The sequence below is a fragment of the Paenarthrobacter sp. 10L420 genome (assembly GCF_056395385.1).
This window is the reverse complement of sequence record NZ_JBFTJK010000006.1, coordinates 1-24,585: the sequence shown is the minus strand read 5'-3', so window position 1 is coordinate 24,585 and position 24,585 is coordinate 1. Positions and strand designations below refer to the sequence as shown.

Annotated in this window: 22 protein-coding genes; 8 read left to right on the top strand and 14 right to left on the bottom strand. The window is 61.5% G+C overall.

Annotated features, from left to right (window positions below; genetic code table 11):
* Window positions 1-681, top strand: coding sequence for an acVLRF1 family peptidyl-tRNA hydrolase (locus tag AC1DD5_RS10970; RefSeq protein WP_477521456.1), 681 nt, complete (start codon window positions 1-3; stop codon window positions 679-681).
* 7 nt (window positions 682-688) lie between these two features.
* On the opposite strand, the gene AC1DD5_RS10965 is transcribed toward AC1DD5_RS10970, so the two are convergent.
* The 3 genes from AC1DD5_RS10965 to hisS form a co-directional block, all read right to left on the bottom strand.
* Window positions 689-1,525 carry a GNAT family N-acetyltransferase gene (locus tag AC1DD5_RS10965; RefSeq protein ID WP_477521455.1) on the bottom strand — a complete coding sequence of 279 codons (837 nt, stop codon included), beginning with the start codon at window positions 1,523-1,525 and terminating at the stop codon, window positions 689-691.
* Window positions 1,526-1,593: 68 nt separating this feature from the next.
* Window positions 1,594-3,387: an aspartate--tRNA ligase gene (gene aspS, locus AC1DD5_RS10960; RefSeq protein WP_477521454.1), complete on the bottom strand. Its 1,794-nt coding sequence runs from the start codon at window positions 3,385-3,387 to the stop codon at window positions 1,594-1,596.
* Between the two features lie 96 nt (window positions 3,388-3,483).
* Complete coding sequence (gene hisS, locus AC1DD5_RS10955; RefSeq protein WP_477521453.1) at window positions 3,484-4,848, bottom strand: histidine--tRNA ligase; 1,365 nt, start codon at window positions 4,846-4,848, stop codon at window positions 3,484-3,486.
* Between the two features lie 207 nt (window positions 4,849-5,055).
* Here hisS and AC1DD5_RS10950 point away from each other — a divergent pair, with 207 nt between their 5' ends.
* From AC1DD5_RS10950 to AC1DD5_RS10940, 3 genes are all read left to right on the top strand, one after another.
* A complete protein-coding gene (locus AC1DD5_RS10950; protein ID WP_477521452.1) occupies window positions 5,056-5,850 on the top strand; it encodes a peptidylprolyl isomerase in 795 nt (264 codons plus the stop codon).
* Window positions 5,851-5,916: 66 nt separating this feature from the next.
* On the top strand, window positions 5,917-7,578 hold the full coding sequence (locus tag AC1DD5_RS10945; RefSeq protein ID WP_477521451.1) for a DUF349 domain-containing protein: 1,662 nt from the start codon (window positions 5,917-5,919) through the stop codon (window positions 7,576-7,578).
* Window positions 7,579-7,691: 113 nt separating this feature from the next.
* Window positions 7,692-8,294 carry a hypothetical protein gene (locus AC1DD5_RS10940; RefSeq protein WP_477521450.1) on the top strand — a complete coding sequence of 201 codons (603 nt, stop codon included), beginning with the start codon at window positions 7,692-7,694 and terminating at the stop codon, window positions 8,292-8,294.
* Here the strand turns inward: AC1DD5_RS10940 and AC1DD5_RS10935 are convergent.
* The 9 genes from AC1DD5_RS10935 to pdxT all read right to left on the bottom strand — a co-directional run bounded on the left by AC1DD5_RS10935 (window position 8,291) and on the right by pdxT (window position 18,169).
* Window positions 8,291-10,684, bottom strand: a complete 2,394-nt coding sequence (locus tag AC1DD5_RS10935; RefSeq protein WP_442005733.1) for a RelA/SpoT family protein — start codon at window positions 10,682-10,684, stop codon at window positions 8,291-8,293. The genes AC1DD5_RS10940 and AC1DD5_RS10935 overlap by 4 nt on opposite strands.
* A gap of 162 nt (window positions 10,685-10,846) precedes the next feature.
* Window positions 10,847-11,836 (bottom strand): protein translocase subunit SecF, encoded by a 990-nt coding sequence (gene secF / locus AC1DD5_RS10930; protein WP_477521449.1) that lies wholly within the window; start codon window positions 11,834-11,836, stop codon window positions 10,847-10,849.
* Window positions 11,836-13,587: a protein translocase subunit SecD gene (gene secD, locus AC1DD5_RS10925; RefSeq protein WP_442005719.1), complete on the bottom strand. Its 1,752-nt coding sequence runs from the start codon at window positions 13,585-13,587 to the stop codon at window positions 11,836-11,838. The genes secF and secD overlap by 1 nt, the downstream gene beginning before the upstream one ends.
* Window positions 13,588-13,700: 113 nt before the next feature.
* Window positions 13,701-14,081: a preprotein translocase subunit YajC gene (gene yajC, locus AC1DD5_RS10920; RefSeq protein WP_442005734.1), complete on the bottom strand. Its 381-nt coding sequence runs from the start codon at window positions 14,079-14,081 to the stop codon at window positions 13,701-13,703.
* 186 nt (window positions 14,082-14,267) lie between these two features.
* Window positions 14,268-15,344 (bottom strand): Holliday junction branch migration DNA helicase RuvB, encoded by a 1,077-nt coding sequence (gene ruvB, locus AC1DD5_RS10915; RefSeq protein WP_477521448.1) that lies wholly within the window; start codon window positions 15,342-15,344, stop codon window positions 14,268-14,270.
* A complete protein-coding gene (gene ruvA / locus AC1DD5_RS10910; protein ID WP_477521447.1) occupies window positions 15,337-15,981 on the bottom strand; it encodes a Holliday junction branch migration protein RuvA in 645 nt (214 codons plus the stop codon). The genes ruvB and ruvA overlap by 8 nt, the downstream gene beginning before the upstream one ends.
* Window positions 15,982-16,084: 103 nt before the next feature.
* Window positions 16,085-16,663 (bottom strand): crossover junction endodeoxyribonuclease RuvC, encoded by a 579-nt coding sequence (gene ruvC / locus AC1DD5_RS10905; protein WP_442005722.1) that lies wholly within the window; start codon window positions 16,661-16,663, stop codon window positions 16,085-16,087.
* A gap of 45 nt (window positions 16,664-16,708) precedes the next feature.
* Window positions 16,709-17,464: a YebC/PmpR family DNA-binding transcriptional regulator gene (locus AC1DD5_RS10900; protein ID WP_216925538.1), complete on the bottom strand. Its 756-nt coding sequence runs from the start codon at window positions 17,462-17,464 to the stop codon at window positions 16,709-16,711.
* Between the two features lie 3 nt (window positions 17,465-17,467).
* Window positions 17,468-18,169 carry a pyridoxal 5'-phosphate synthase glutaminase subunit PdxT gene (gene pdxT / locus AC1DD5_RS10895; protein WP_442017726.1) on the bottom strand — a complete coding sequence of 234 codons (702 nt, stop codon included), beginning with the start codon at window positions 18,167-18,169 and terminating at the stop codon, window positions 17,468-17,470.
* A 126-nt stretch (window positions 18,170-18,295) separates the two neighbouring features.
* Between pdxT and AC1DD5_RS10890 the strand changes: the two genes are divergently transcribed.
* Both AC1DD5_RS10890 and AC1DD5_RS10885 read left to right on the top strand, forming a co-directional pair.
* The gene (locus AC1DD5_RS10890) at window positions 18,296-19,627 is read left to right on the top strand and encodes a DUF1727 domain-containing protein (protein ID WP_442005725.1); all 1,332 of its coding nucleotides are present in this window, start codon (window positions 18,296-18,298) and stop codon (window positions 19,625-19,627) included.
* A complete protein-coding gene (locus AC1DD5_RS10885) occupies window positions 19,624-20,364 on the top strand; it encodes a type 1 glutamine amidotransferase (RefSeq protein ID WP_442017724.1) in 741 nt (246 codons plus the stop codon). Before AC1DD5_RS10890 ends, AC1DD5_RS10885 begins: the two co-directional genes overlap by 4 nt.
* Window positions 20,365-20,393: 29 nt before the next feature.
* On the opposite strand, the gene AC1DD5_RS10880 is transcribed toward AC1DD5_RS10885, so the two are convergent.
* Window positions 20,394-21,425 carry a CapA family protein gene (locus tag AC1DD5_RS10880; protein ID WP_477521592.1) on the bottom strand — a complete coding sequence of 344 codons (1,032 nt, stop codon included), beginning with the start codon at window positions 21,423-21,425 and terminating at the stop codon, window positions 20,394-20,396.
* Here AC1DD5_RS10880 and AC1DD5_RS10875 point away from each other — a divergent pair.
* On the top strand, window positions 21,391-21,627 hold the full coding sequence (locus tag AC1DD5_RS10875) for a hypothetical protein (protein ID WP_442005736.1): 237 nt from the start codon (window positions 21,391-21,393) through the stop codon (window positions 21,625-21,627). The genes AC1DD5_RS10880 and AC1DD5_RS10875 overlap by 35 nt on opposite strands.
* A 118-nt stretch (window positions 21,628-21,745) precedes the next feature.
* A complete protein-coding gene (locus tag AC1DD5_RS10870) occupies window positions 21,746-23,758 on the top strand; it encodes a M3 family metallopeptidase (RefSeq protein WP_477521446.1) in 2,013 nt (670 codons plus the stop codon).
* Window positions 23,759-23,901: 143 nt separating this feature from the next.
* Here AC1DD5_RS10870 and pdxS read toward each other — a convergent pair.
* Window positions 23,902-24,585 (bottom strand): pyridoxal 5'-phosphate synthase lyase subunit PdxS (gene pdxS, locus AC1DD5_RS10865; protein ID WP_477521445.1); only part of this gene is annotated, 684 nt, incomplete at its 5' end.

Genomic DNA, 24,585 nt, shown 5'->3' with positions numbered 1-24,585 from the left:
GTGGACCGCCGCGCATCCGCCCCGCAACAACGGCAGCCGAAGGCCTCCAGACGCACGGCCCTTGTCCCCGCGTCACGGCTGTCCGGTTGGGTGGATCGGTTCGCCCAGAGCCATGGCGCACTCATTGAAGAGACCAGCGACGGCGGGATCCTCCTCCGCGCCGCCGACGGGGCTTCTGCCCTCCTCAAGGCACCGTGGCCGGTTGATGGGCGTCCAGGCCGCGGCGCCACTGACATCGAACGGCTTGCCGCTCTTGCAGGCCAGGAACGTGGCCTTGGTATTTTGCTGGTGCGTCGGGGCGGATTCGCCGTGGCTGTGGCGAGCGGCAGCAAGATCCTGGAATCCAAAAGCGGTAACCGCTACGTTCAGTCCAGAACGGCCGCAGGTGGCCAATCCCAACAACGGTATGCCCGGCGCCGCTCCAACCAGGCGGACGCCTTGGTGGACTCCGCGGCGGAATATGCCGCGCGTATTTTTGCCAGCCACCGTGTTGAGTACCTTGTACCCGGCGGGGATAGAGCATTGGTGGACCTGGTTCTGGCGCAACCCTCCATGCGCGCTCTGGCCAGCCGAAGCCAGCTTGCTTTCCTGGACGTACAGGAACCCAAAACTGCTGCGCTTGCAAAAGCTGCTTTGGACGCTTGTTCCATCCGAATCCTGGTGACTGATCCACCAGCGTAAATGATCCTCAGCAGCCTCCAGGCGCCCGCCTCAAGGGAGCCTGCCGATACAGATAACTCCCTTGTTCCACGAACCCGGCCCGCGAATACAACGCCTGGGCACCGCGGTTGGAAGCAGTAACCAACAGCCAAAAACCCTGGAGATTGCGGGCCGCTCCCTCATCCAGTAGAGCTGCCAGCACCATCGTCCCGTATCCCCGCCTGCGGTGGGTGGCCGAGGTTGCCATGGCGTAGAGGCCTCCCCAGCCGTCCACCAGGGCGAGGCGTCCGACGGCGGCCGGTCCGCCGTCGTCGTCCCTCACCAGTGCGTACACAGACTCGCATCCGGTAAGAATGGCGCGGGCAACCTCCAGTTCCGCCTGGCCACCACGCCCATCCACGGACCACCACAAGCGAAGCCATTCATCGGCGGGCGCGTCCGAGAGTTCTACCCTCTGGGGCCGGTCATCCAAGGTTTCCAAGGCGTCCATGCCCCGGACCATAATCAGGGTTTCCGACTGCCTGGTGAAGCGTTGCCCGTCCAGGACGGCGTTAAGGCCTGCACTGGCGTTATGACCTGCACTACGGGAGTCATCGAATATCTGGAAAATGAGCGGGAGACGCCGCTGCCTGTACCAGGATGACGCCGAGCTGACTGACCGCTCCAGGTCCGGACTGCTTCCCAGGTCCGGCGCGCCGGACAGCATCCCCGGCAGGTTCCTCGGCCACACGGAGTTCGCCCTCTGAGTAACCCCAGCGGACGCACGGAGCACCCACTCCCCCGCGTTTCCCACGTCAAAGGCTTCGCGCTCTACGGCGGGCCACGCCTTATCCATGAGGGTTTCCAAGAATGCTTGTTCCAACATCGCGGCACCTTTCATGTGCAGGAACACCAAAGGCTCCCCACATCAGTGGGGAGCCTTTGGCTACCGTCTTATTCGGACTCGGTCTCCGGCGTGGCCGCAGGCTTGGTTTCCGGCTTGAAGTCTACGCCGGCTTCCTTTCGCTGCTGTGCCGTAATGGGAGCAGGAGCGGCGGTCAGCGGGTCAAAGCCATTGCCGGTCTTCGGGAAGGCAATGACGTCGCGGATGGACTCGACACCGGCGAGCAAAGCCACCACACGGTCCCATCCAAGCGCGATGCCACCGTGCGGCGGGGCACCGTACTTGAAGCCCTCCAAGAGGAAGCCGAACTTGGTCTCGGCGTCTTCCTTGTCCAGTCCCATGAGCTGGAAGACGCGTTCCTGGACTTCACGTTCGTGGATACGGATGGAGCCGCCACCGATTTCGTTGCCGTTGCACACGATGTCGTATGCGTAGGAAAGTGCCGACTCAGGATCCTTGTCAAAGGTGTCAAGGAACTCGGGCTTGGGAGAGGTGAAGGCGTGGTGCACAGCTGTCCACTGGCCAGCGCCAACAGCAACGTCACCGGAGGCAACTGCTGCAGAAGCGGGCTCGAACATCGGAGCGTCCACGATCCATACGAAGGCCCAGTCTTTGGGATCAATCAGGCCAGTGCGGTGGCCAATTTCAACACGTGCAGCGCCAAGGAGGGCCCGTGATGCGGACTTCTCGCCGGCGGCGAAGAATATGCAGTCGCCCGGCTTGGCACCAACAGCATCGGCCAGGCCGGCACGTTCTTCGTCGGTGAGGTTCTTGGCCACGGGGCCAGCGAGTTCGCCATCTTCCTTGTAAAGAACGTAGGCCAGCCCCTTTGCGCCACGCTGCTTGGCCCATTCCTGCCAGGCATCCAGGGCACGGCGCGCCTGGGAAGCGCCCCCGGGCATAACGACCGCGCCAACGTAAGGTGCCTTGAAAACGCCGAAGTTGGTGTCCTTGAAGAACTCAGTCAGCTCGGTGAGCTCCAGGCCGAAGCGCAGGTCCGGCTTGTCGGAACCATACTTTGCCATGGCGTCCAGGTACGTCATGCGTCGGATCGGGGTGGGGACCTCGACGTCGATCAGTTGCCACAGGGCCTTCACGATTGCTTCGCCAAGCTCGATGACATCGTCCTGGTCAACGAAGCTGGCCTCGATGTCCAGCTGGGTGAACTCCGGTTGGCGGTCCGCGCGGAAGTCTTCGTCACGGTAGCAGCGGGCGATCTGGTAGTACTTTTCGAATCCGCCCACCTGGAGCAGCTGCTTGAAAAGCTGCGGCGACTGCGGGAGCGCGTACCAGGAACCCGGGGCAAGTCGGGCGGGGACGACGAAGTCACGGGCGCCTTCCGGCGTCGAACGCGTCAACGTGGGTGTCTCAATCTCGACGTAGCCGCGCTGGTGCAACAACTCGCGGGCGATACGGTTTGCCTCGGAGCGGAGGCGGAGGTTGCGTGCAGGACCAGGGCGGCGAAGGTCAAGGTAGCGGTGCTTAAGGCGCGCTTCTTCGCCAACTTCCACATGCTCGTCGATCTGGAACGGCAGGGGTTCCGAAGTGTTCAGGATGATGACTTTGTCCGCCATGACCTCGATCTCGCCCGTAGCCAGCGCGGGGTTCTCATTGCCTTCAGGACGCTTGCTAACGGTGCCCGTAACCTGCAGGACGTACTCGTTCCGCAGGCCGTGGAAGACCTCTTCTTCACGGACAACCACCTGGGCGACACCGGAAGCGTCACGAAGGTCAACGAATGCAACGCCACCGTGATCACGGCGGCGGCCCACCCAGCCGGCCAGGGTAACGGTTTGTCCAATGTGCTCGGAGCGAAGTGATCCGAGGTCATGTGTGCGCAGCACAGCATTCCTTTCAGCATGAATTTTCAAGGGATCATTGCAAAGACGATCCCGTCCGAGTTTACCCGCCCCGGCCGCGGCTGAATCACCTGGCCTGGATCAGGCGGTGATGACCCGGACGTGCAGATCTTCCTCCGACGGCGACCAGCTGGCCGGGTCCGCGTCCACCTGCGCGCCGGACCGGATGTCCTTGACCTGGTGCTTGCCGTCATCGTCAGTGAACCAAACAAACGGAATTCCCCGACGATCCGCGAACTTGATCTGCTTGCCGAACTTTTCTGCCTTCGCAGCAACTTCAGTAGCAATACCGCGGCCGCGAAGCTGTGCCGCGACGTCCTGTGCTGCGGACCAACTGTCGTCGTTATTCAAAGCGACCAGGACAGCAGTCGGCACTGCCCGGGTAGCCGTGGCGAGTTCCTGGCTCAGGATCCGCGAGACAAGGCGGGTGACGCCGATGGACAAGCCGACGCCGGGGAACTTCCGGTTTCCCTTGCTGGCCAGGGCGTCGTACCGTCCGCCGGAACAAATCGAACCCAGTTGTTCATGGCCTACAAGGACAGTTTCGACGACGGTGCCCGTGTAGTAGTCCAGTCCACGGGCGATGCTGAGGTCAGCGACCACCTTGCCGGGTGCGCGCTGGACCGCAGCCTCAATGACCTGCTGGAGCTCGCTCAATCCTTCCTCGAGAAGGTCATCAGTCACCCCCAGGGCACGTACCTGGTCCACGAACGAGGTGTCCTCCGTGCGGATGGTAGCAAGCTTGAGCGCCAGTGCCGCCTGCTCATCCGAGGCGCCAAGCTCGCTCTTGAGCAGCTCAGCGACTTTGCCTTCGCCAACCTTTTCCAGTTTGTCGATGCTCCGCAGGACTCCGGCCGTATCAGTCAAGCCAATACCGCGGTAGAAGCCTTCAGCCAGCTTGCGGTTGTTGATCCGGAGGCGGAAGTCCGGGATTGGGAGGGCGCTCAATGCCTCGGCGATGACCAGAGCGATTTCGACGTCGTAGCGGAACGGCAACTCGCCATCGCCCACCACATCTATATCTGCTTGGGTGAATTCGCGGGCACGGCCTTCCTGCGGACGCTCGCCACGCCAGACCTTCTGGATCTGGTACCGGCGGAAGGGAAAGGCAAGATAACCCGCGTTCTCCACGACGTACCGAGCGAAGGGAACAGTGAGGTCGAAGTGCAGGGCAAGCGCATTCGGATCGGCTTTGTCTGCCCTGTCCGTGGTGGTTGACCTGGAAGCTTCGTCTTCGTCGTCCTGCAGGCGGCTCAGCCCATAGACCTCTTTGTCGATCTCGCCTTTACGCAGCAACTGGCCGACCGTTTCAACAGCACGCGTCTCAATGGAGGAGAAACCGTGCAGCTCGAACGTTTTCCGGAGCGTGTCCAGCACATGGAGCTCCACCAACCGCTCCTGGGGAAGCCACTCGGGGAATCCGGACAGGGAGGCGGTACGTGCCATGGTGGATAAATCTCCTCGAAGAAAGCTGACTCAGGAATGAGCACCGCAGCTTTAAAGGCCTTTTCGGCGATTATGGGGCGGGCGTCCAGCCGGTCATGCATAAACTATGTGCGGCAGCCAGTTTATGCTTTCCGCGCGTGCACATCTAATGCAGCATGCCCGGTCCCTGCAGGCGGCCGGCGAACGTGGACACAATCAGGAGGACTCTTGGCAACAAGGTCGCGGGATGACCGCGAAGCGAGACGCCGCATCCGGCAGATGGAAGCCAAGCGTGCCCTGCGGCAGGAACAGGGCAAGCGGCGCAAACGCGACAATACTGTTGCCATCGGCGCGGGCGCTGCCGCTGTGATCCTTGCGGTGGTGCTGCAACTGACAGTTTTCAGTTCCAATCCCACTGAGGCAGAGTTCGCCGCCGCAGAAGCCGGACTGAACTCCCCTTCGGCATCACCTTCGGCATCCAACAGCGCAGACATACCCAGCCCGGACACCGCAGCCGGTAAAACCTTCACCGGGGAGCTTGCCTTGAACAGCGGCGTTGTAGGAGTGGAACTGAACGGAACGGCTGCTCCCCAGGCGGCCGCCGTCATCAAGTCCCTCACCGATGCCGGCTACTACAACGGAGCCTTCTGCCACCGGCTTACAACCTCTGAGACGTTCGGCCTGCTGCAGTGCGGCGCCAAGTCCGAAGACGGCGCAGACGATCCCAACTACCGCTGGGGTCCGCTGGAGAACACACCAACGGACAACACATACTCGGCTGGAACAATCGCCGTTGCCCGCTCGGGAAACAACGCCTACGGCAACGGTCATCAGTTCTTCATTGTGTATAAGGACACCACAATTCCTGCGGACACCGCCGGTGGTTACACAGTGGTGGGCAAGGTCACCAGTGGCCTGGAAGTGGTCACGAAAATCGCTGCAGCAGGCCTGAAACCGGGCGAAAACGCGACCGACGGCGCCCCTGTGGCACCTGTCACGATAGACTCGTTTTCTCTGAAGTAACCAGCCTTTGGCCCCGGTCCGGGGTGCAGTACCTTAGCAGTCCCTCCAAGCGAAAGACTTTTAGCGGTGACAGACAGTCAGAAATCCGACGAAACAGCAGTAGTGGCCAACCAAGACGCAGTCGAGGCAAACAGCCCGAACGGCACTGAGGCAGCACCTGCGGCTGAACAAACCCCCGCCGTTGCGGCCGACGAAACACCGGCAGCAACCGAAGCCCCTGCCGCAACCGAAGCCCCTGCCGCAACCGAAGCCACTGCCGCTGCAGAACCGCCTGCGGCAGAAGAAACGCTTGCAGAAGCAGCTGAAGTGGCACCCGCAGTGGAGGAAGCACCAGCGGCTGCGGCGGCACCGGCACCCGCAGCGGAGGAAAGCAAGCCTGCCGATTCGCGGCCCACCCCTTCCCCTGCTGCCTTCGCCGCGCGCCCCAAGGCGCCTGCCGCCGTCGTTCCGGCTGCACCCGCAGTGTCGGCCGCCTCGCTTGCTGAGGCAGCCAAGTGGGGGCGCGCCGAAGGCGATGGCCACGTATTCCTCACTTTGGATGGCGAAGAGATTGCCGTAGGCCAGTACCCGGGTGTTAGCCCTGACGAAGCCCTGGGCTACTTCGCCCGGAAGTTCGACGACGTCATTGCCCAGATAGTCCTGCTGGAACACCGCGTGGAATCCAAAGCCCCGGCAACGGATATGCAGAAGACGGTAACCCACCTCCGCGAACAGCTCGCAGAGCGCAATATGGTGGGCGATATCCGTTCCGCCGAAGCACGCCTGGACACGCTGTCCGAGCAGATCGCCGAGCTGGAAAGGTCCGAGAAAGCAGCACATGAGGCCGTCCGCGCAAATGAGCTTGCCGCGCGAGAAGCCATTGTGGCGGAGGCGGAGAGCATCGCCGGCCAGGATCCTGCCCAGATCCAATGGAAGACGTCCAGTGCGCGAATGAACGAACTTTTCGAGACCTGGAAGGCTGCGCAGAAGAGCGGGGTCCGTCTTGGCCGGAGCAATGAAGACGCACTCTGGAAGCGCTTCCGCTCGGCACGCACTGTCTTCGATCGCCACCGCCGCGCGTACTTCTCGCAGCTGGACAGCAACAACTCTGCGGCCAAGGTGGCCAAGGAAGCATTGATCGCAGAGGCTGAGGCGCTTTCCTCTTCCACTGACTGGGGTTACGCCGCCGGGGAGTACCGCAGGCTCATGGATCAGTGGAAGGCCACCCCACGCGCCAGCCGCAAGGATGACGACGCGCTCTGGGGCCGTTTCCGCGCCGCGCAGGATGTGTTCTTCAGCAACCGGCAGGCTGCAAACGAGCAGATCGACCAGGAGTACACGGCCAACCTTGCAGTGAAGGAGCAGTTGGTAGCTGAGGCGCAGGCGCTGCTGCCGATCAACGATCTCAACGCAACGAAGAAGGCCCTGCAGTCCATTCGTGATCGCTGGGAAGATGCCGGTAAGGTCCCCAGGGCGGACATGGGCCGCATCGAGGCCGGTCTTCGCAAGGTGGAGGACGCGGTCCGCGAGGCCGAGGAGGAGAAGTGGCGCCGGAGCAATCCGGAGACCAAGGCCCGCACCAACAGCGCTTTGTCCCAGCTTGAGTCCGCTATTGCCGGGCTCAAGGAGGATCTGGAGAAGGCTGAAAAAGCCGGAGACCAACGCCGCATCAAGGCTGCGCGTGAAGCTCTTGAAGCACGTCAGGCGTGGCTGGACCAGATCCAGCGTTCAGCGAGCGACCTCGCCTGACCCAGCTTTGGGTTCATGGTGAGCCCACGTTTGTCTGCAGGCCCTGTACCGGTTATCCACATGCCCGGTACGGGGCCTGTACTGTTGCGGTCAGGACACGGAATGATCAATGAATGGTCCCACCCGTCACAGCCCCGCACCTGCAGGAGCCCGTTCTTCCCGAGCTCTATGCACCCAGCCGCATCTTCACCTGGCCTGAATTGCAAGGCATGGCGCTGGATGGCATCCTGCTTCCCTTATACGGGAGGAGCTACGCGTCGCCCGGGATTGCAGTCACGCCCCGCCTCAGGGCCCGTGCAGCTGCCCTGACTGTCCCGGACCGGATGCGGACCAAGGTGGTGGCGGGCAGGCTTACTGCGGCGTGGATCTACGGATGCGCCAGCCCTCCAGAGCGGTTATCACTCCTGGTGGATGCCAAGCATCGTATCTCCAGTGTGCGCAGTGCCCGGGGATGCAACCTCCATGAGGTCCGGCTCGGCCAGCTGGACGTTGTAAGCCTAGGTGGCATGCTGGTGAGCAGCCCCTTGAGAACAGCCGCGGACATCGCACTGCACGTCGAGTCGGATCAGGCCCTGCCGGCACTGCGGCGACTCCTGGACCACCCGGAGCTCGGCATCAGGCTACGTTTGCTTACCCTTGCCGTGGAGGCAGCGCCGCGGGTTCCCCACAAGAAGCGTGCGCTCGCTACGCTCGCACGGCTCTTGTCCCCGAACTAGCTCCTGCGCCTGTTACCCGTGGTGCGGTAAACGTCGAAGACCCCGTCAATACGCCGCACCGCGCTGAGGACATGGTGCAAATACTTTGGGTCACCCATTTCGAAGGCAAACTTGGAGATCGCCACCCTGTCGCTGGAAGTGTGCACCGAAGCCGCAAGGATGTTGACATGGTTTTCAGACAGGACTCGCGTGACATCGGACAAGAGAGACTTCCTGTCCAGGGCTTCCACCTGAATCTCAACGAGGAAGACACTGGACTGTGTTGGTGCCCACTCGACCTCGACGATCCTGTCCGGCTGGTCGCGCAACCCGGAGACGTTGGTGCAATCGGTCCTATGGACCGAGACGCCAGAACCGCGGGTGACAAATCCAAGGATCGGGTCAGGGGGCACAGGAGTACAGCACCGGGCAAGTTTGACCCAGACGTCTCCCACGCCGCGGACGATGACACCGGAATCGGAAAACTTGGACTTGGCAACCTGCGTGGGGATGCTGACCTCGTCAAGGTCCTCATCCGGGGTCTCGTGCCCACCCAGATGCTCGACCAGCTTCTCCATGACTGACTGGGCAGAAGTGTGGCCGTCACCCACGCCTGCATACAGGCCGGAGATGTCAACGTAGTGGAAGTCCTCGGCGACCGCAGACAGTGCATCATGCGTCATGAGCCGTTGCAGTGGGAGGTTCTGCTTTCGCATTGCCCGCGTCAGCATGTCCTTGCCGCGGTCAATCGCTTCCTCGCGGCGTTCCTTGGTGAACCACTGGCGGATCTTGTTCCGGGCCCTTGCCGACTTGACGAAGTGCTGCCAGTCCTGGCTTGGACCTGCACCCTCCGCCTTTGAGGTGAAAATCTCGACCCAGTCGCCATGGTTCAGTTCGCTGTTCAGCGGCACAAGCTTGCCGTTGACGCGTGCTCCGATGGTCCGATGGCCGACTTCCGTGTGAACCGCGTAAGCAAAGTCAACAGGTGTCGATCCAGCAGGCAAGGCCATGACTTCACCCTTGGGCGTGAAGACGAAGACTTCCCGTGCGTTGATCTCGTACCGCAGGGAATCGAGAAATTCGCCCGGATCCGAGGTTTCCTGCTGCCAGTCCACCAAGGACCGCAGCCAACCCATATCGCCGTCGCGTGGGCTGCCAGGACCCACGGCGGTGCGGTTCGGCTGGTCCTTGTACTTCCAGTGGGCTGCGACGCCATACTCCGCCCGGCGGTGCATCTCATGGGTGCGGATCTGGATTTCCACGGGCTTTCCACCTGGGCCGATCACCGTGGTGTGAAGGGATTGGTACATGTTGAACTTCGGCATGGCGATGTAGTCTTTGAACCGCCCTGGAAGTGGGTTCCATCGCGAGTGCAAGGTACCTAGTGCCGCGTAACAATCCCGCACCGAGTCAACCAGGACGCGAACGCCCATGAGGTCGTTGATGTCGTCAAAGTCCTTATCGCGGACGATCATCTTCTGATAAATGGAGTAGTAGTGCTTCGGCCGGCCGGTAATGGTCGCCTTGATCCGCGCAGTCCGAAGATCATCGGCAATCTGGTTGCGGATAACACTGAGGCTCTTCTCGCGTTCGGGGGTGCGGTCCCCCACCATGCGGACGATTTCCTCATACACCTTGGGGTAGAGCGCCGCGAAGGACAGATCCTCCAACTCCCATTTAATGGTGTTCATACCCAGGCGGTGCGCCAGGGGAGCGAAGATCTCCAGCGTTTCCCGGGCCTTGCGGGACGAGGATTCTGCAGAAACGAACCGCCATGTACGAGCGTTGTGGAGCCGGTCGGCAAGTTTGATCATCAGGACCCTGATGTCCTTGGCCATGGCCACGACCATCTTGCGGACTGTCTCCGACTGGGCTGCTTCTCCGAAGCTGACCTTGTCCAGTTTGGTCACGCCGTCCACGAGCATGGCCACTTCCGGGCCGAAGTCGCGGGTGAGGTCATTCAGGGTGTAGGGGGTGTCCTCCACCGTGTCGTGGAGCAACGCAGCGGCCAGGGTGGTTCCTGTCATTCCCAGCTCAGCAAGGATGGTAGCTACTGCCACCGGGTGGGTGATGTAGGGATCACCACTCTTGCGCTTCTGCCCCTGGTGACTGCGCTCTGCAACCGCGAATGCGCGCTGAATGAGGTCGAAATCTTCTTTGGGGTTGTTGGCTCGCACCGTTCGAAGGAGCGGTTCCAGAATCGGCGAGTACGGCGCTACGCCCCGGCCGGTCAATCGCGCAAGCCGGGAACGCGTGCGCTCCCGCCTACCTGGAAAGGTAGGACGCACGCCGGGAGTGTCGACTGGAACCGTACCAGCAGTCCGTCCAGCCACGCTTGTTGCCGGAACCGTCACACCGTGGTGACTGTCCTCCCCGCCCGTCGGTGGTGCCGACGTCGCACGTTCTTCCACAGAAGTACCCCTCACGACCTATTTAATTCTTCCAGTCTATTCCCGCAGGCGAATGCTTCCGCAACCGGACAGCACATGACGCAGGCCCCGGCAAGTCAAAGAGAAAGGACCCCGCTGTAAAGCGGGGTCCTGCTCAAGGACGTAATGCCTGGTGGAAATAGTCTAAACAGTGGCCTCGGCCCGGCGGTGGGCCACTTTCTTGGCCTGCTTCACGAGGTCCGGCTCGCCCTGGCGCAGCCAGGCATAGAGCGGTGCCGCAATGAAGATCGTCGCTGCCGTTCCGATGAGGATTCCGACGAACAACGCCAGGGAAAGATCCCGCAGCGTTCCAGCGCCCAACAGTCCGGCCCCGATGAAGAGAATTGCTGCAACCGGAAGGACGGCAACCATCATGGTGTTGATGGAGCGGACCAGGGTTTGGTTGACCGCAAGGTTGACCTCTTCACCGAAGGTCCGGCGCGTAGAGGTGGAAATGTCCGCTGTGTTCTCGCGGATCTTGTCGAAGACCACCACGGTGTCATACAGCGAATAGCTCAGGACAGTCAGGAATCCGATGATGGCCGACGGCGTCACCTCGAAATCACTCAGGGCGTAGACGCCCGCTGTGGTGAACATCGTGACGAGCATGCCCACCAAGGCAGAGAGTGACATCTTCCAGGTCCGGAAATACAGAGCCATGAGGACAGCAGCGAGGCCGACGAACACCACCAGCCCAATGAGTGCCTGGCGTGTGACGTCCTGACCCCACGTGGGACCAACAAAGTTTGATGTCACCTCGTTGTCCGTTACACCGTAAGCGGTGGTCAGGCCTTCTTTGATGCGGTTGGTCTCGTCATCTGTCAGCTGGTCCGTCTGAATCCGCATGGTGGTGCCCGCCACGTTCGCAACGCGGGGAATGGCACCGGATACGACGTCATGGACAGCCTTTTCGCCCAGGCCGGCATCGGTGGTCTTCACGTTGGAAACGGTGAACTCCGAGCCCCCGCGGAACTCGATGCCGAGGTTGAAGCCGCCCTTCAAGACCGGGATCAGGATGGAGAGGGCCACAGCGACCGCAGCAATGATGAACCAGATCTTCTTGGAATCAACAAAGTTATAAGAACGCTTGCCCGTGTAAAGCTCGTTGCCGAAGGTTGCGAAGCTCGTAGTCATTACTTCTCCTCCTTGGTGCCGTTGGAGGGACCGGTCAACTGGCCCTTCTCGGCAAGGCGCCGTTCGGCGATGGTCATGCGGCGTTCTGCTTCGGCTGCTGCACCCGTATTACGTGCACGGACAACGGCCGGTTTCTCAGCAGGTGTGCGGAGACGTCCAGCTCCCCGATACAACGGGATAGCTCCCAGACGGTCAGGTGACAGGCCGGAGAATCTGTGGCCTTCGCCAAAGAACCTTGTACGGGCAAGGACCTGCAGCATCGGATGCGTAAACATGAACACCACGATGAGGTCAGCGACAGCCGTGAGGCCAAGGGTGAAAGCGAAGCCACGGACATTGCCCACAGCCACGAAATAAAGGACCAAGGCTGCCAGCAAGTTCACTGCCTTGGAGGCCAGCACAGTCCGCTTGGCACGCTTCCAGCCATTCTCGACGGCGGATACGAGCCCGCGGCCTTCACGAAGTTCATCGCGGATTCGTTCGAAGTACACAATGAACGAGTCGGCCGTCTGTCCGATGGCCACGATCAGGCCGGCAACACCTGCCAGGGACAGGCGATAGTTTTCAGTCCAACCCAGAATGGCGATGGCGAGGTAGGTCAAGCCACCGGCGACTACCAGGGAAGCGATGGTGACAAAGCCAAGGGCCCGGTACTGGAAGAGCGAGTACACAACTACCAACAACAGGCCGATGAGGCCGGCAAGCAGGCCGAGCCGGAGCTGATCGCCACCGAGCGTGGCAGAGATCTGTTCCTGGGACTGGATCTCGAAGGAGATCGGCAAAGCGCCGTAGCGGAGCTGGTCGGACAGTGCTTTTGCGGAGGCCTGGGTGAAGTTGCCCGTGATCTGCGGTTTTCCGTCGGTGATGACTGCAAGCGACCTCGGTGCAGAGATGACCTTGTCATCAAGGACGATGGCGAATTGTGCCTTGGGGTCGTTGCCGCCCTGGGCAAGGGACGCGGTGTAGAACTGGTTCAACCGCTCCGTGACTTCCTTGAACTTGGCAGTTGCCTCGGAGTTGAACGTGATGTTCACGCCCCAGGAGTTGGTCACCGATCCCTGTGCACCTTGGACCTGCGAGAAGGACGAGGAACTGATGTCCTGGCCTTTGACCTCGACCGGACCAAGGATGTACTTGATGGCGGGAGTCTTGTCCGTTGCCGGCTCACAGGTCACCAGTGGCTTGGCCGGATCTGAACGCTCCCGCTTCTCAGTGGAAGGGTTGACGCAGTCGAGCGCCTCGAATTCCTTGTAGATCTCAGGAGTCACCCAGTTGGTATCGCTCGCGTTGGTGGGTTCCGCGGTGGGCTTGGGCAGCTTGTCATCCGGCGTACGGGATTCGACAGGGATGGCCGCAGGATCGGCCGCAGCGATCACCGGGCGGAAGTTCATGTCCGCCGATGCCTGGATGAGGTCACGGGTTTCCTTGGACGGAGTTCCCGGGAGGCTCACCACCACGTTCCGCCCCGACTGGGTGCTGATCTCGGCTTCGGCAACACCGGAGCCGTCCACACGCTGCCGGATGATGGCCACTGCCTGGTTGAGCTGTTCCTCAGTGATATCGCTGGAACCCTCTACGCGGGGAGCCAGAATCATCTGGGTGCCGCCCTCGAGGTCCAAGGCAAGTTTGGGAGCCCAGCTCGCATGGCCGGAAATGACTCCGCCACCCAGCACAGCGGTGAGTACAACGAATATTGCTCCAAGCCAAGTCAGCACCCTGCGGGCTGAGTTTTTGGGGCCGGTCCGTGCCATTATCGATCTTCCTTTTATCGCCGGACAGCCGCCGGCGGACGCTGGTAAGCGTCAGCCGGCGGCTTCCGCTGCCGTAGAAGTGTCCTTGCGCGGTGTTGCCGCGACTGACGGTGCTAGTTGTCCTTCTTATCCTCGTTGTTGAGGCGCGCGATGGTTTCGTCCGGCGTTTCAGTCGCAGCGGGGGTCTCATCGGCAACGGTCAACGAAGAAGCGTCGTCCGGAACAACAGGGGCTTCCTCTTCAGCCTTTTCGACCACCTTGGTGACGGCCTGGCGGTGAACCGTAGCTTCGTTTCCGGGAGACAGCTCGATAACGACCTTGTTCTCAGCTTCATCGATGGACACGATGCGTCCGAAAAGACCGAAGCTGGTCATGACATCGACGCCCGGAGCGAACTTGGACTGCATCGCAGCCTGCTGCTGCTGGGTCTTCTTGTTGCGGCGGAACATCATGAAGACAAAGAGTCCAAGCATGACGAACAGCAATATGGTCATTGGATCCACAGGGAAGTTCCGTTCTTTACTTACGTTTTGGTTCACGGCAACGTCCCCGGCAGATCCTGCGGCCACGGGACTAAACCCGCAGAGCAACGCGCTTCACCGCGAAGCGGGCGCGTGGATCAAGGACTCGAACGTGCCGAGCGTCATACCAGTCTAGTAGGAAAAGCTGAATACAGCGTGTTAACCGATGGTATCTACGCTTTCAGCATGGTTTTCATCCTCGTCAAACAATGCAAGGGTCTCCTGACCGAATACGCCCGCAGGCACAGCATAACCAAGGTGTGTCCAGGCTGATGCCATGGCGATGCGCCCACGAGGTGTCCGCCCAAGCAGTCCTTCGCGCACCAGGAATGGCTCAGCCACGGTCTCCACCGTTTCGGGTTCTTCACCCACGGCAATGGCCAAGGTGGACAAGCCAACAGGGCCACCATTGAACTTGGTAATGAGGGCTTCAAGAACGGACCGGTCCAGCCTGTCCAAGCCACGCTGGTCTACTTCGTACATATCCAAGGCAGCTGACGCCGACCGGGCATCGATTTGCTCAATGCCATGAACGAGGGCCCAGTCACGAACACGGCGCAGGAGTCGGTTGGCTATACGTGGTGTTCCCCGGGAGCGACCGGCGATCTCGGTGAAACCTGCAGAGTTTACCTTCAGGTCAAGAAGTCCGGCAGAGCGGCGGAGGACAAGTTCGAGTTCGGCCACCGAATAGAACTCAAGGTGCCCGGTGAAACCGAATCGGTCCCTCAAGGGGCCCGGAAGAAGTCCTGCACGGGTGGTGGCGCCTACCAGGGTGAAAGGCGGGAGCTCCAAAGGAATTGCAGTTGCGCCTGCTCCCTTGCCAACCACGATGTCCACGCGGAAGTCCTCCATGGCCATGTACAGCATTTCTTCTGCGGGCCTGGACATGCGGTGGATTTCGTCAAGGAACAGGACCTCCCCCTCCGAGAGCGAGGAAAGGATGGCCGCGAGATCCCCGGCGTGCTGGATGGCCGGTCCGCTGCTGATACGCAGCGGCGCGTTCATCTCCGCTGCAATGATCATGGCAAGTGTGGTCTTACCGAGTCCTGGAGGTCCGGACATCAGCACGTGGTCGGCGCTGCGGCCACGCATTTTCGAGGCCTCAAGGACCAAGGCAAGTTGCTTGCGGACCCGATGCTGTCCTACGAAGTCGTGGAGGTTCTTGGGTCGGAGAGCAGCCTCAATGACCCGCTCTTCCGGTTCCTCTCCCCCGCTGACGAGTGACTGCTCAGCCACGGCTGCCTACGCGGTTGCCGGCGCGGGCCCCGTCCTGGCCAAGCCAGCGCAGCGTAGCCCGAAGTATTTGGGCCACGTTACCGTCGTCGACAAGCTCGGGGGAATCGGCCATGGCTTTATCGATGCTGCCGGCGGCGTCCTTCTCGGACCAGCCCAGACTGGTCATGGCAGCCACTACCTGGGGCTTCCATTCCACGGTAGCGATCACCGCAGGTGTTGTTCCTGTGCCCGTGCCGTGCGGGACCAACTTCCCGGCCAGCTCGAGGACAATACGGCCGGCCACCTTTGGCCCAATGCCGGGCACCTTGGTGAATGCCTTGCTGTCACCGGTGTGAGCCGCCACCCGGATGGCTTCCGGTTCGTGCACGGCAAGTACGGCCAGAGCCAGCCGCGGCCCGACGCCGCTCACGCTCAGCAGGACATCGAAAACCTCGCGTTCATCATCATCGGCGAAGCCGAACAACGTGAGGGAATCCTCACGGACGATCATGGAGGTGAAGAGCTTCGCCTCGGCACCTACTTTTAGGTGGCTCAAGGTCTGGGGTGTAGAGAAAACGCTCATTCCCGCACCGTTGAGGTCGATCACGGCGGTCGACAAGCCAACGTGGGCAACTGTTCCACGGAGAAAACTGATCAAGACCCGGCTCCTGAGGTACTGCCTGCTCGGCTCCCATGGATCCATGGCGCCAAGCGGACTATCCGAACATATCTACGAATACCCTAGCAAGGGGTACCGACAATCACCGCGCACGGCGCGCTTTCGCTTCGGCTTCCGCCCAGGCCCGCTGAGCCGGGGTGAGGGAACCCGTGCCCGTGTTCCCGCCGATTCCACCCATGCCGCTCCCTGCCCGCCAAGCATGCGTCAGGGCCAGAGCGAGGGCGTCTGCGGCGTCAGCGGGCTTGGGCGGGGCATCGAGCCGCAGGATCTTAGTCACCAATTTGGTGACCGCATCCTTGTTGGCAGTACCACTTCCGGTGACGGCGGCTTTGACTTCAGAGGGCGTGTGCAAAGCGACGGGAATGCCGCGACGCGCGGCCGCTGCGATGACAACGCCCGAGGCCTGGGCAACGCCCATCACCGTGCTGACGTTCATCTGCGAAAAAACGCGCTCGACGGCGACGACGTCCGGCTCGTGCAGGTCCAGCCACTCGTCGATGGCTTGTGCGATGACCAAAAGCCGCTTGTCCAGCGTCAGCTCAGCTGAGGTCCCGACCACACCAACAGCCACCATGGTGGCCCGGCGGTTCCGTTCGATGTCAACTACACCGATGCCGCAACGGGTGAGGCCCGGATCGACTCCCAATACGCGAAGAGTCAAGTCCGGGCCTCCCTGTTTGTCGTCAAAATAAAGGTTCTGCCCTGCCTAGTCGGCGTCGAGGGCAGCCTGTACTTCCTCGCTGAAGTCGGCGTTGCTGTAGACGTTCTGGACGTCATCGAGGTCTTCGAGGGCATCCACGAGTTTCATGAATTTCCGGGCGCCATCAATATCCAGGTCCACCTGCATGGAGGGCACGAATTCAGCTTCATCGGATTCGTACTCGATGCCGGCATCCTTCAAGGCATCACGGATGGCCTGCAGATCGGAGGGCTCGGAATGCACTTCCCAGTTCTCGCCACTGTCCTTGACTTCCTCAGCGCCGGCGTCCAGGACGGCCATCAGGATGTCATCCTCGCTCAGCCCATTCTTTGGCAGCACCACGACGCCCTTGCGGGTGAACAGGTAGCTGACCGAGCCGGGATCTGCAATGGTGCCACCGTTGCGGGAAATCGCGAGTCGAACCTCGGAAGCCGCACGGTTCTTGTTGTCAGTCAGGCACTCAATCAACAACGCCGAGCCCTGGGGGCCACGGGCTTCGTACATGATTTCGGTGTAATCGACCACTTCGCCTGTGAGGCCGGCGCCACGCTTGATGGCGCGGTCGATGTTGTCGTTGGGAACCGAGGTCTTCTTCGCCTTGGTAACCGCGAGTTCCAGGCCTGGGTTGCCGGCGAGGTCCGGGCCGCCCATGCGCGCAGCAACTTCGATGTTCTTGATCAGCTTTGCGAACGACTTTGCACGCCTGCTATCAATGATGGCTTTCTTGTGCTTGGTAGTCGCCCATTTGGAGTGGCCTGACATGCTTTACGCTTCTCCTCTGATCATTCGAATAAAGAGTTCATGCACGCGCTTCTCACCTGTGACTTCCGGATGGAAAGAGGTGGCCAACAGCTGGCCGGAGCGCACTGCAACAATTCTAGCCAATCCGTGCAAAGTGGCGGTGTGGCTGGCATGCTCGGGATCAACCTGTGCCAGGACTTCGACTCCCGGGCCAACCCGTTCCACCCAAGGTCCACGGATGAAGACCGCGTGCACCGGATCCACGCCGGACTCCCCTGCGCTGAACTCGAGTCCTTTGAAATCGAGGTCCGTTTCAAAGGACTCGCGCTGCCGCCCGAAGGCATTGCGGCGCACCGTGATGTCCAGTCCTCCGAAAGTCTGCTGGGGGTTTCCGTCCAGATCAGCAGCGGGATCGGCAATCTCATCGGCAAGGAGAATCATGCCGGCACAAGAGCCGTACACGGGAAGGCCCTCGGCGATACGCTTCCGCAGCGGGTCCGCGAGTTCAAAGATCCTTGAAAGTTTGTCGATCGTGGTGGATTCCCCACCCGGGATGATGAGGCCGTCAACGTCATCCAGCTCTGCAGGGCGACGGATGCCCACACCCGTGGCGCCTGCGGCTTCCACTGCGTGGATGTGCTCGCGGAAGTCGCCTTGGAGGGCCAGTACGCCGATCCGGAGTCCTGCACCCACGCGTGATGAAGCGTCGGAAAGGGGGTTGGTCATTAGACCATCATAGTGGTCCGGCCAGGCAATCTCCTCCCCGAGGCCACCCCGGAGGACAAGCGGGAGTGCCAGCAGGAGAAGCCTCCAGGCCAAGTTCCATGCCTTAACTGGGATATATTACAGAGCATGTTTTCCTTCAGCGTTCCCCTCGGCAAGCTGGTCCGCACACTGTCCCGGCTCCGGGGTGGCGGCTCTGCTTTCCCCGGCCTGGTGGTTGAAAAAATCGATCCTGGTTTCATGCAGAGAACGCTGTCCGGCCTTCCCCATGGTGTGGCGGTTGTCAGTGGCACGAACGGAAAGACGACAACCACCAAAATGGTGGTCGAGCTGCTGGAAAGCCAGGGCCTGAAGGTCTTCACCAACCGCACAGGCAGTAACTTCACCCGGGGCGTAGCCGCCTCCCTCCTCGGCGATGTTGACTGGCGTGGCCGACTCGACGCCGACGTCGCCATCCTCGAACTCGACGAAGCACATGCCGTGCATTTCGTGAACAAGGTCCCGCCCCGTTTCAGCCTCTTGCTGAACGTCCTCCGCGACCAGCTTGACCGGTTCGGCGAGATCGATAAGACCGCCCGACTGCTCGAACACATCGCCCAGAAAACCACGGATACCGTGGTGCTGAACCGTGAAGACCCCCGTGTGGCACGCATCGCCAACACCCTCAATGCTCCGGGGGCCCTCCACCATCCCAGCGTCCGCTATTTCGGCCTCGATGAATCGCTGCGCAGCACATTTCCCAACGACGACGATATGCGGACCGCCACCACGGGCCCCTCGTCCCCGAACACACCGGCACCCGGCACCGCAGGTGAGGTACCCGACGGCCCTGCTGCCGACGTCGTACTCCGCCGCGTGGGTGCCCAGGACGCTGACTTTGAGTTCGACGGCGAAACAGTCACCACGGGCATGAAGCTACGGGGTGTCTACAACATCTTCAACGCGGCCGCCGCGCTCTCCCTGGCCAGGGCGATCCTGGGTACGGGAGCCGTCGACACTCCCAAACTGGTCAAAGCACTCGGTGATGTGGCTCCTGCTTTCGGGCGCGGCGAAAGCCTCACCGTGGATGGCCAGCCGTTGGAACTTGTGCTCGTTAAGAATCCCAGTGGCTTCCGGCTGGGCCTGAAGTCCTTCCCTGCCGGCGGCTACGCCACCATGATCGCCATCAACGACAATTATGCAGATGGCAGGGATATGTCCTGGCTCTGGGACGTTGACTTCGAATCACTCAGGGAAGATGGCGTCGAGGTCCTTACCGGCGTCCGCGCCTACGATATGGCACTGCGCCTGCAATACGACGAGGTCCGCTTCGGTACAGTCGAGACCGACATAACCTCGGCGCTCCATGCATTTATCGACGGCTCGCGAGGCAAGCCCAAGCGGATTTTCTGCACGTACACCGCCATGCTCGCGATCCGTCGCGAACTGGCCAAAATCACCATAGTTGAGGTGGTCTCATGACCTCGGAAGCACAGCCCACCAAAGGAACCGTCCGCGTCCTGCAGCTGTACCCACGGGACATGAATATTTACGGTGACTGGGGCAATGCCCTGGTCCTGCAGAAACGAATCAAGTGGCATGGCTACACGCCGGAGCTGCTTGAGTACAACGTCGGCGACGACTTTCCCGAGGACATTGACATCATCGTGGGCGGCGGCGGGCAGGACAGCGGCCAGCTGGTTATTCAGGATGATCTGCAGGCACGCGCCGATCATTTGCGGGAGCTCGCGGACGAGGGCGCACCAATGCTGGTCATTTGCGGTCTCTACCAGCTTTTCGGAAAGTTCTTCAAGACCAGCGCAGGGCCTGTCATTCCCGGGATCGGTATCCTCGACGTCGAAACGCACGGCACGGATGAGCGGCTGATCGGCAATGTCACACTCAAGTCCTCCGAATTCGGGGACGTTCTGGGGTATGAGAACCATAGTGGACAGACCACCCTGGGCCCCGGCGTCCAACCGTTGGGGACAGTCACCAAAGGTGCGGGGAACAACAGCAAGGATGGTCACGAGGGAGCCCGCTACCGCAACGTGGTGGCCAGCTACCTGCACGGTTCGCTGCTGCCCAAGAACCCGGCGATCGCCGACTTCCTGATCCGGACGGCCGTGGAACGCAAGCATGGCACTTTCGTGCCTGGAACGCCCGACGACGACTATGCCCGCCTCGCGCGGGAGCACGCCGCCCGCCGCCCACGCTAGCCGGGTGGTGGTTCGACTACCTGCTGACCTTACCTCTCCTTGGTAATGAGCAACTCGTGGGCGCCGGCAGTTGCTGCCCCCATCGACTCAACCACAGTCTTGGTGCGCTCGTGGGTCTCTGCATCAGCTGCCGGGGAAGCGCAGACTCCTTGTGGTGCATCGCTGGCCACTGAGCACCAACGGTAGGGATCCCGAACAATCACTGACGGCGCCCATGCGAGATCCGAGGCGGTCCAAACACCGGCCGCGTTCTGGCTGAACTGTGCACGGACCAGAAGTCCTTCATTGTTGACCACATACCAGGGCGACAATTCCGTCACGCCATTGCCCAGTCCGTAGACAATCCACGTGCCCTTGTAGTTTTCGATCGGCAGCACCGAGTGCGTGTGGTGTCCATAAACCATGGTGAATTGGCCGCTGTCCACCAAGGCGTGTGCGACTTCCTGTTGTTGGGCATTGGCCTCGCTGGCGTACTCATCACCGGCGTGCATGACTCCCAGTACGATGTCGGCCCCTAGCGCACGGGCCTTGGTGGCTTTCGCAATCATGACCGTGGGATCAAGCTCGTCCACAAGCCACGGGTACTCCGGAATCTGCCCGTTGTGACCGTAGGTGCCAGCAATGACGGCTACTGTTGCGGCGCCTGTTTTGAGCATCAGGATTTCCTGTGATGCAGCTTCAGTCCGGTAGGAACCAGTGTGCTTGAGCCCGGCAGCATCCAGCGCATCCAATGTCCGGAGCAACCCTTCCGTCCCCCGGTCTATGGTGTGGTTGCTGGCTGTGGTGCAGGCTTGGTACCCCACATCCTTGGAGGCGGTAACGATCTGCGGCGGGACATTGAAGGACGGGTACGCGGAGAACGGACCATCCGGGGTGGCAACAGGGGTTTCCTGGTGGCAAATGGCGAGATCGCTGTTCCGGATGTAGCGGCGCTGGCCTTCAAGGAGCGGTATGAAGGTGTATCCAGGCTGCCCTGCGGCAGCAGCATCGGCGCGGGCCTGCTGCCACAACTGTGTATGGATCAGCATGTCGCCCGTGACAGTGATGGAAGTACAACGCAGCTCGGAACAAGCAGGCCCCTTGCCCGGGGTTGGCGTAGGAGTCGGCGTTGGGGTGGACGCAGGAGACGCGGGGGCAGTAGCGGCGCTGCTTTGCTCCCGGGAGTCGTTCTCTGCGATTACTCCGCAGGAGCTCAAGGACATGGCAAGCACTGAGGCGGCCAACAGGGCGCCCGTTCGCCGTGAACTCTTGCGGCGGCTGTGAGCCCGACGACTTGCGGAAGATGTGATGTTCCCCATAACGGCAATCCTACGGCGCACGACGCGCGGGATTCTGGCGAGCCGCCCTTGAGGACACGATTCTTAAGTGAAAGAGTCCCTTCATGACGAATCCGCTTTTGAGTCCCAGTCCCCTGCCGTTCGGCTTGCCACCCTTTGAAGCAATCAGCACCGAGGACTACGCCGAAGCCGTGGACGCGGGACTGGACGAACACCTCCACGAGATCCAGCAGATTGCGGCGAACTCTATGCCGGCGACTTTCGAGAACACGGTCTTGGCCATGGAAAGGTCCGGGCGGTTGCTGGACCGGGCCTCGGCGTCGTTCTTTACGCTTGTATCGGCCGATGCGTCGGAGGCGATCAGGGAGTTGGAGACTGGCCTCGCACCCAAGTTTGCCGCACATCAAGACGCCGTCTACATGAACCGTGACTTATACGAACGCTTCAATGCCATCGACAGCGCCAGCCTTAATGAAGAGTCTGCTCGCTTGGTCCAGGAATACCTCAAAGAGTTTCGGCAGTCCGGCATTCAACTTGACGACGACGGCCAGGCGCGGCTTCGGGAAATCAACGCCGAACTCTCGCGTCTGGGCACTGAATTCGGCCAGCGCGTCAAGGAGGCGATCAAGGCTGCCGCTATTCTCCTCGACGACGAAGCCGACTTGGCCGGCATGTCTCCCGAAGATGTCGCTGGCGCTGCCGAAGCCGCCAAGGCCGCCGGGCACGATGGTCAGTTCCTCTTGACGCTGATCCAGCCAAGCAACCAGCCTGCCCTCGCCTCGCTGGAAAACCGGACCGTTCGGCGTCGCCTGTTTGAAGCGTCCATCGCTCGAGGCACCGACGGCGGAAATCTGGATGTCCGTGATCTGGTGACGGCAACGGTCCGCTTACGCGCGGAGAAAGCCGGCCTGCTGGGCTTTCAAAACTTCGCGGAACTCGTAGTGGACCAGCAGACGGCCCCGGACTTCACGGCCGTGCAGGCAATGTTGGGCCGGTTGGCACCTGCAGCCGTCCGTAACGCCCAAGCCGAAGCCGAAGCTTTGGCCGAGTCCGCCGGCCATCCATTGGAGCCTTGGGACTGGGCTTACTACTCCGCCCAGGTTCGGCGGGAAAGGTACCAAGTGGATGAACAGGCCATCAGGCCCTACTTCAGCCTCGAAACTGTCTTGGCTGACGGCGTCTTCTTTGCAGCGACCAAACTCTATGGCATCACGTTCCATGAGAGGCCGGATCTGGCCGGATACCATGAGGACGTCCGGGTGTGGGAGGTGCGAAACGAGGACGGCAGAGCTCTGGGCCTCTTCCTTGGGGACTATTACACGCGCGAATCCAAGCGCGGAGGAGCCTGGATGAACTCGCTCGTGGAACAGTCCCGGCTCCTTGGCACGCAAGCCGTGGTGATCAACAACCTCAACATCACCAAGCCGGCGCCCGGCGAGCCTTCTCTCCTGTCCCTGGACGAGGTCCGGACTGTCTTCCACGAATTCGGGCATGCGCTCCACGGCCTGTTCTCCGACGTGGAGTATCCGCGGTTCTCCGGAACGTCCGTGCCTCGGGACTTCGTGGAGTACCCGTCCCAGGTCAACGAAATGTGGATCATGTGGCCCGAGGTATTGGCTAATTACGCACGCCACCATGCGACGGGAGAACTGCTCCCGCAGGACATCGTGGACAAAATCAACGGATCCCTGCTGTGGGGTGAGGGATTCGCCACCACTGAATACCTCGGAGCAGCATTGCTGGATGTGGCGTGGCACGTGATGACAGAGCCCGAAGTTCCGGACGACGTCCTTGCCTTTGAAGCCAAGGCGTTGGCCGACGCCGGCATCGCCCACCCGCTGATTCCGCCGCGCTACCGTACCGGCTACTTCCAGCACATCTTTGCCGGCGCCGGGTATGCGGCCGGCTATTACTCCTACATCTGGAGCGAAGTCCTGGATGCGGACACCGTTGAGTGGTTCAAGGAAAACGGCGGCCTCACCCGCGCAAACGGCGACCGGTTCCGTTCGGAGCTGCTCGCCCGCGGAAACAGCCGGGATCCGCTGGAATCCTTCCGCACGTTCCGAGGCCGGGACGCCGACCTTGGCCCCCTGCTAAAGCGCCGGGGACTCAACTAACCCCAACACCCCAGAAACGGAACGGTGGGCGCCGATCCGGCAGCGTGCGTAAAAGGGCCCCCGCCCCAGCCACCACCAAAATGGCGGCAGCGAGGGCGGGGAATAGCACGCAGAGGATCAGCCTCCGCCGTAGCGAAAGAGACTTACCAGCCGCGCTCTGCGAGGCGGTGGGGCTGCGGGATTTCGTCGACGTTGATGCCTACCATCGCTTCGCCCAGGCCGCGGGAGACCTTGGCGATGACGTCGGGGTCGTCGTAGAACGTGGTTGCCTTCACGACTGCGGCAGCGCGCTCTGCGGGGTTGCCGGACTTGAAGATGCCAGAGCCAACAAAGACGCCATCGGCGCCGAGCTGCATCATCATCGCAGCGTCAGCCGGGGTTGCGATGCCACCGGCGGTGAACAGCACCACCGGGAGCTTGCCCGTGGCGGCGATTTCCTTGACGAGTTCGTACGGGGCCTGCAGTTCCTTGGCCGCGACATACAGCTCGTCTTCGGGAAGGGCTGCGAGCTTGGCGATCTCGGAACGGATCTTGCGCATGTGGCCGGTGGCGTTGGAAACATCGCCGGTACCGGCTTCGCCCTTGGAACGGATCATCGCCGCGCCTTCGTTGATGCGACGCAGCGCCTCACCAAGGTTGGTGGCGCCACAGACGAAGGGAACGGTGAAGTTCCACTTATCGATGTGGTTCACGTAGTCGGCCGGGGTCAGGACCTCGGACTCGTCGATGTAGTCCACGCCGAGGGACTGCAGGACCTGGGCTTCGACGAAGTGGCCGATGCGGGCCTTGGCCATGACCGGGATGGACACGGCAGCGATGATCTGATC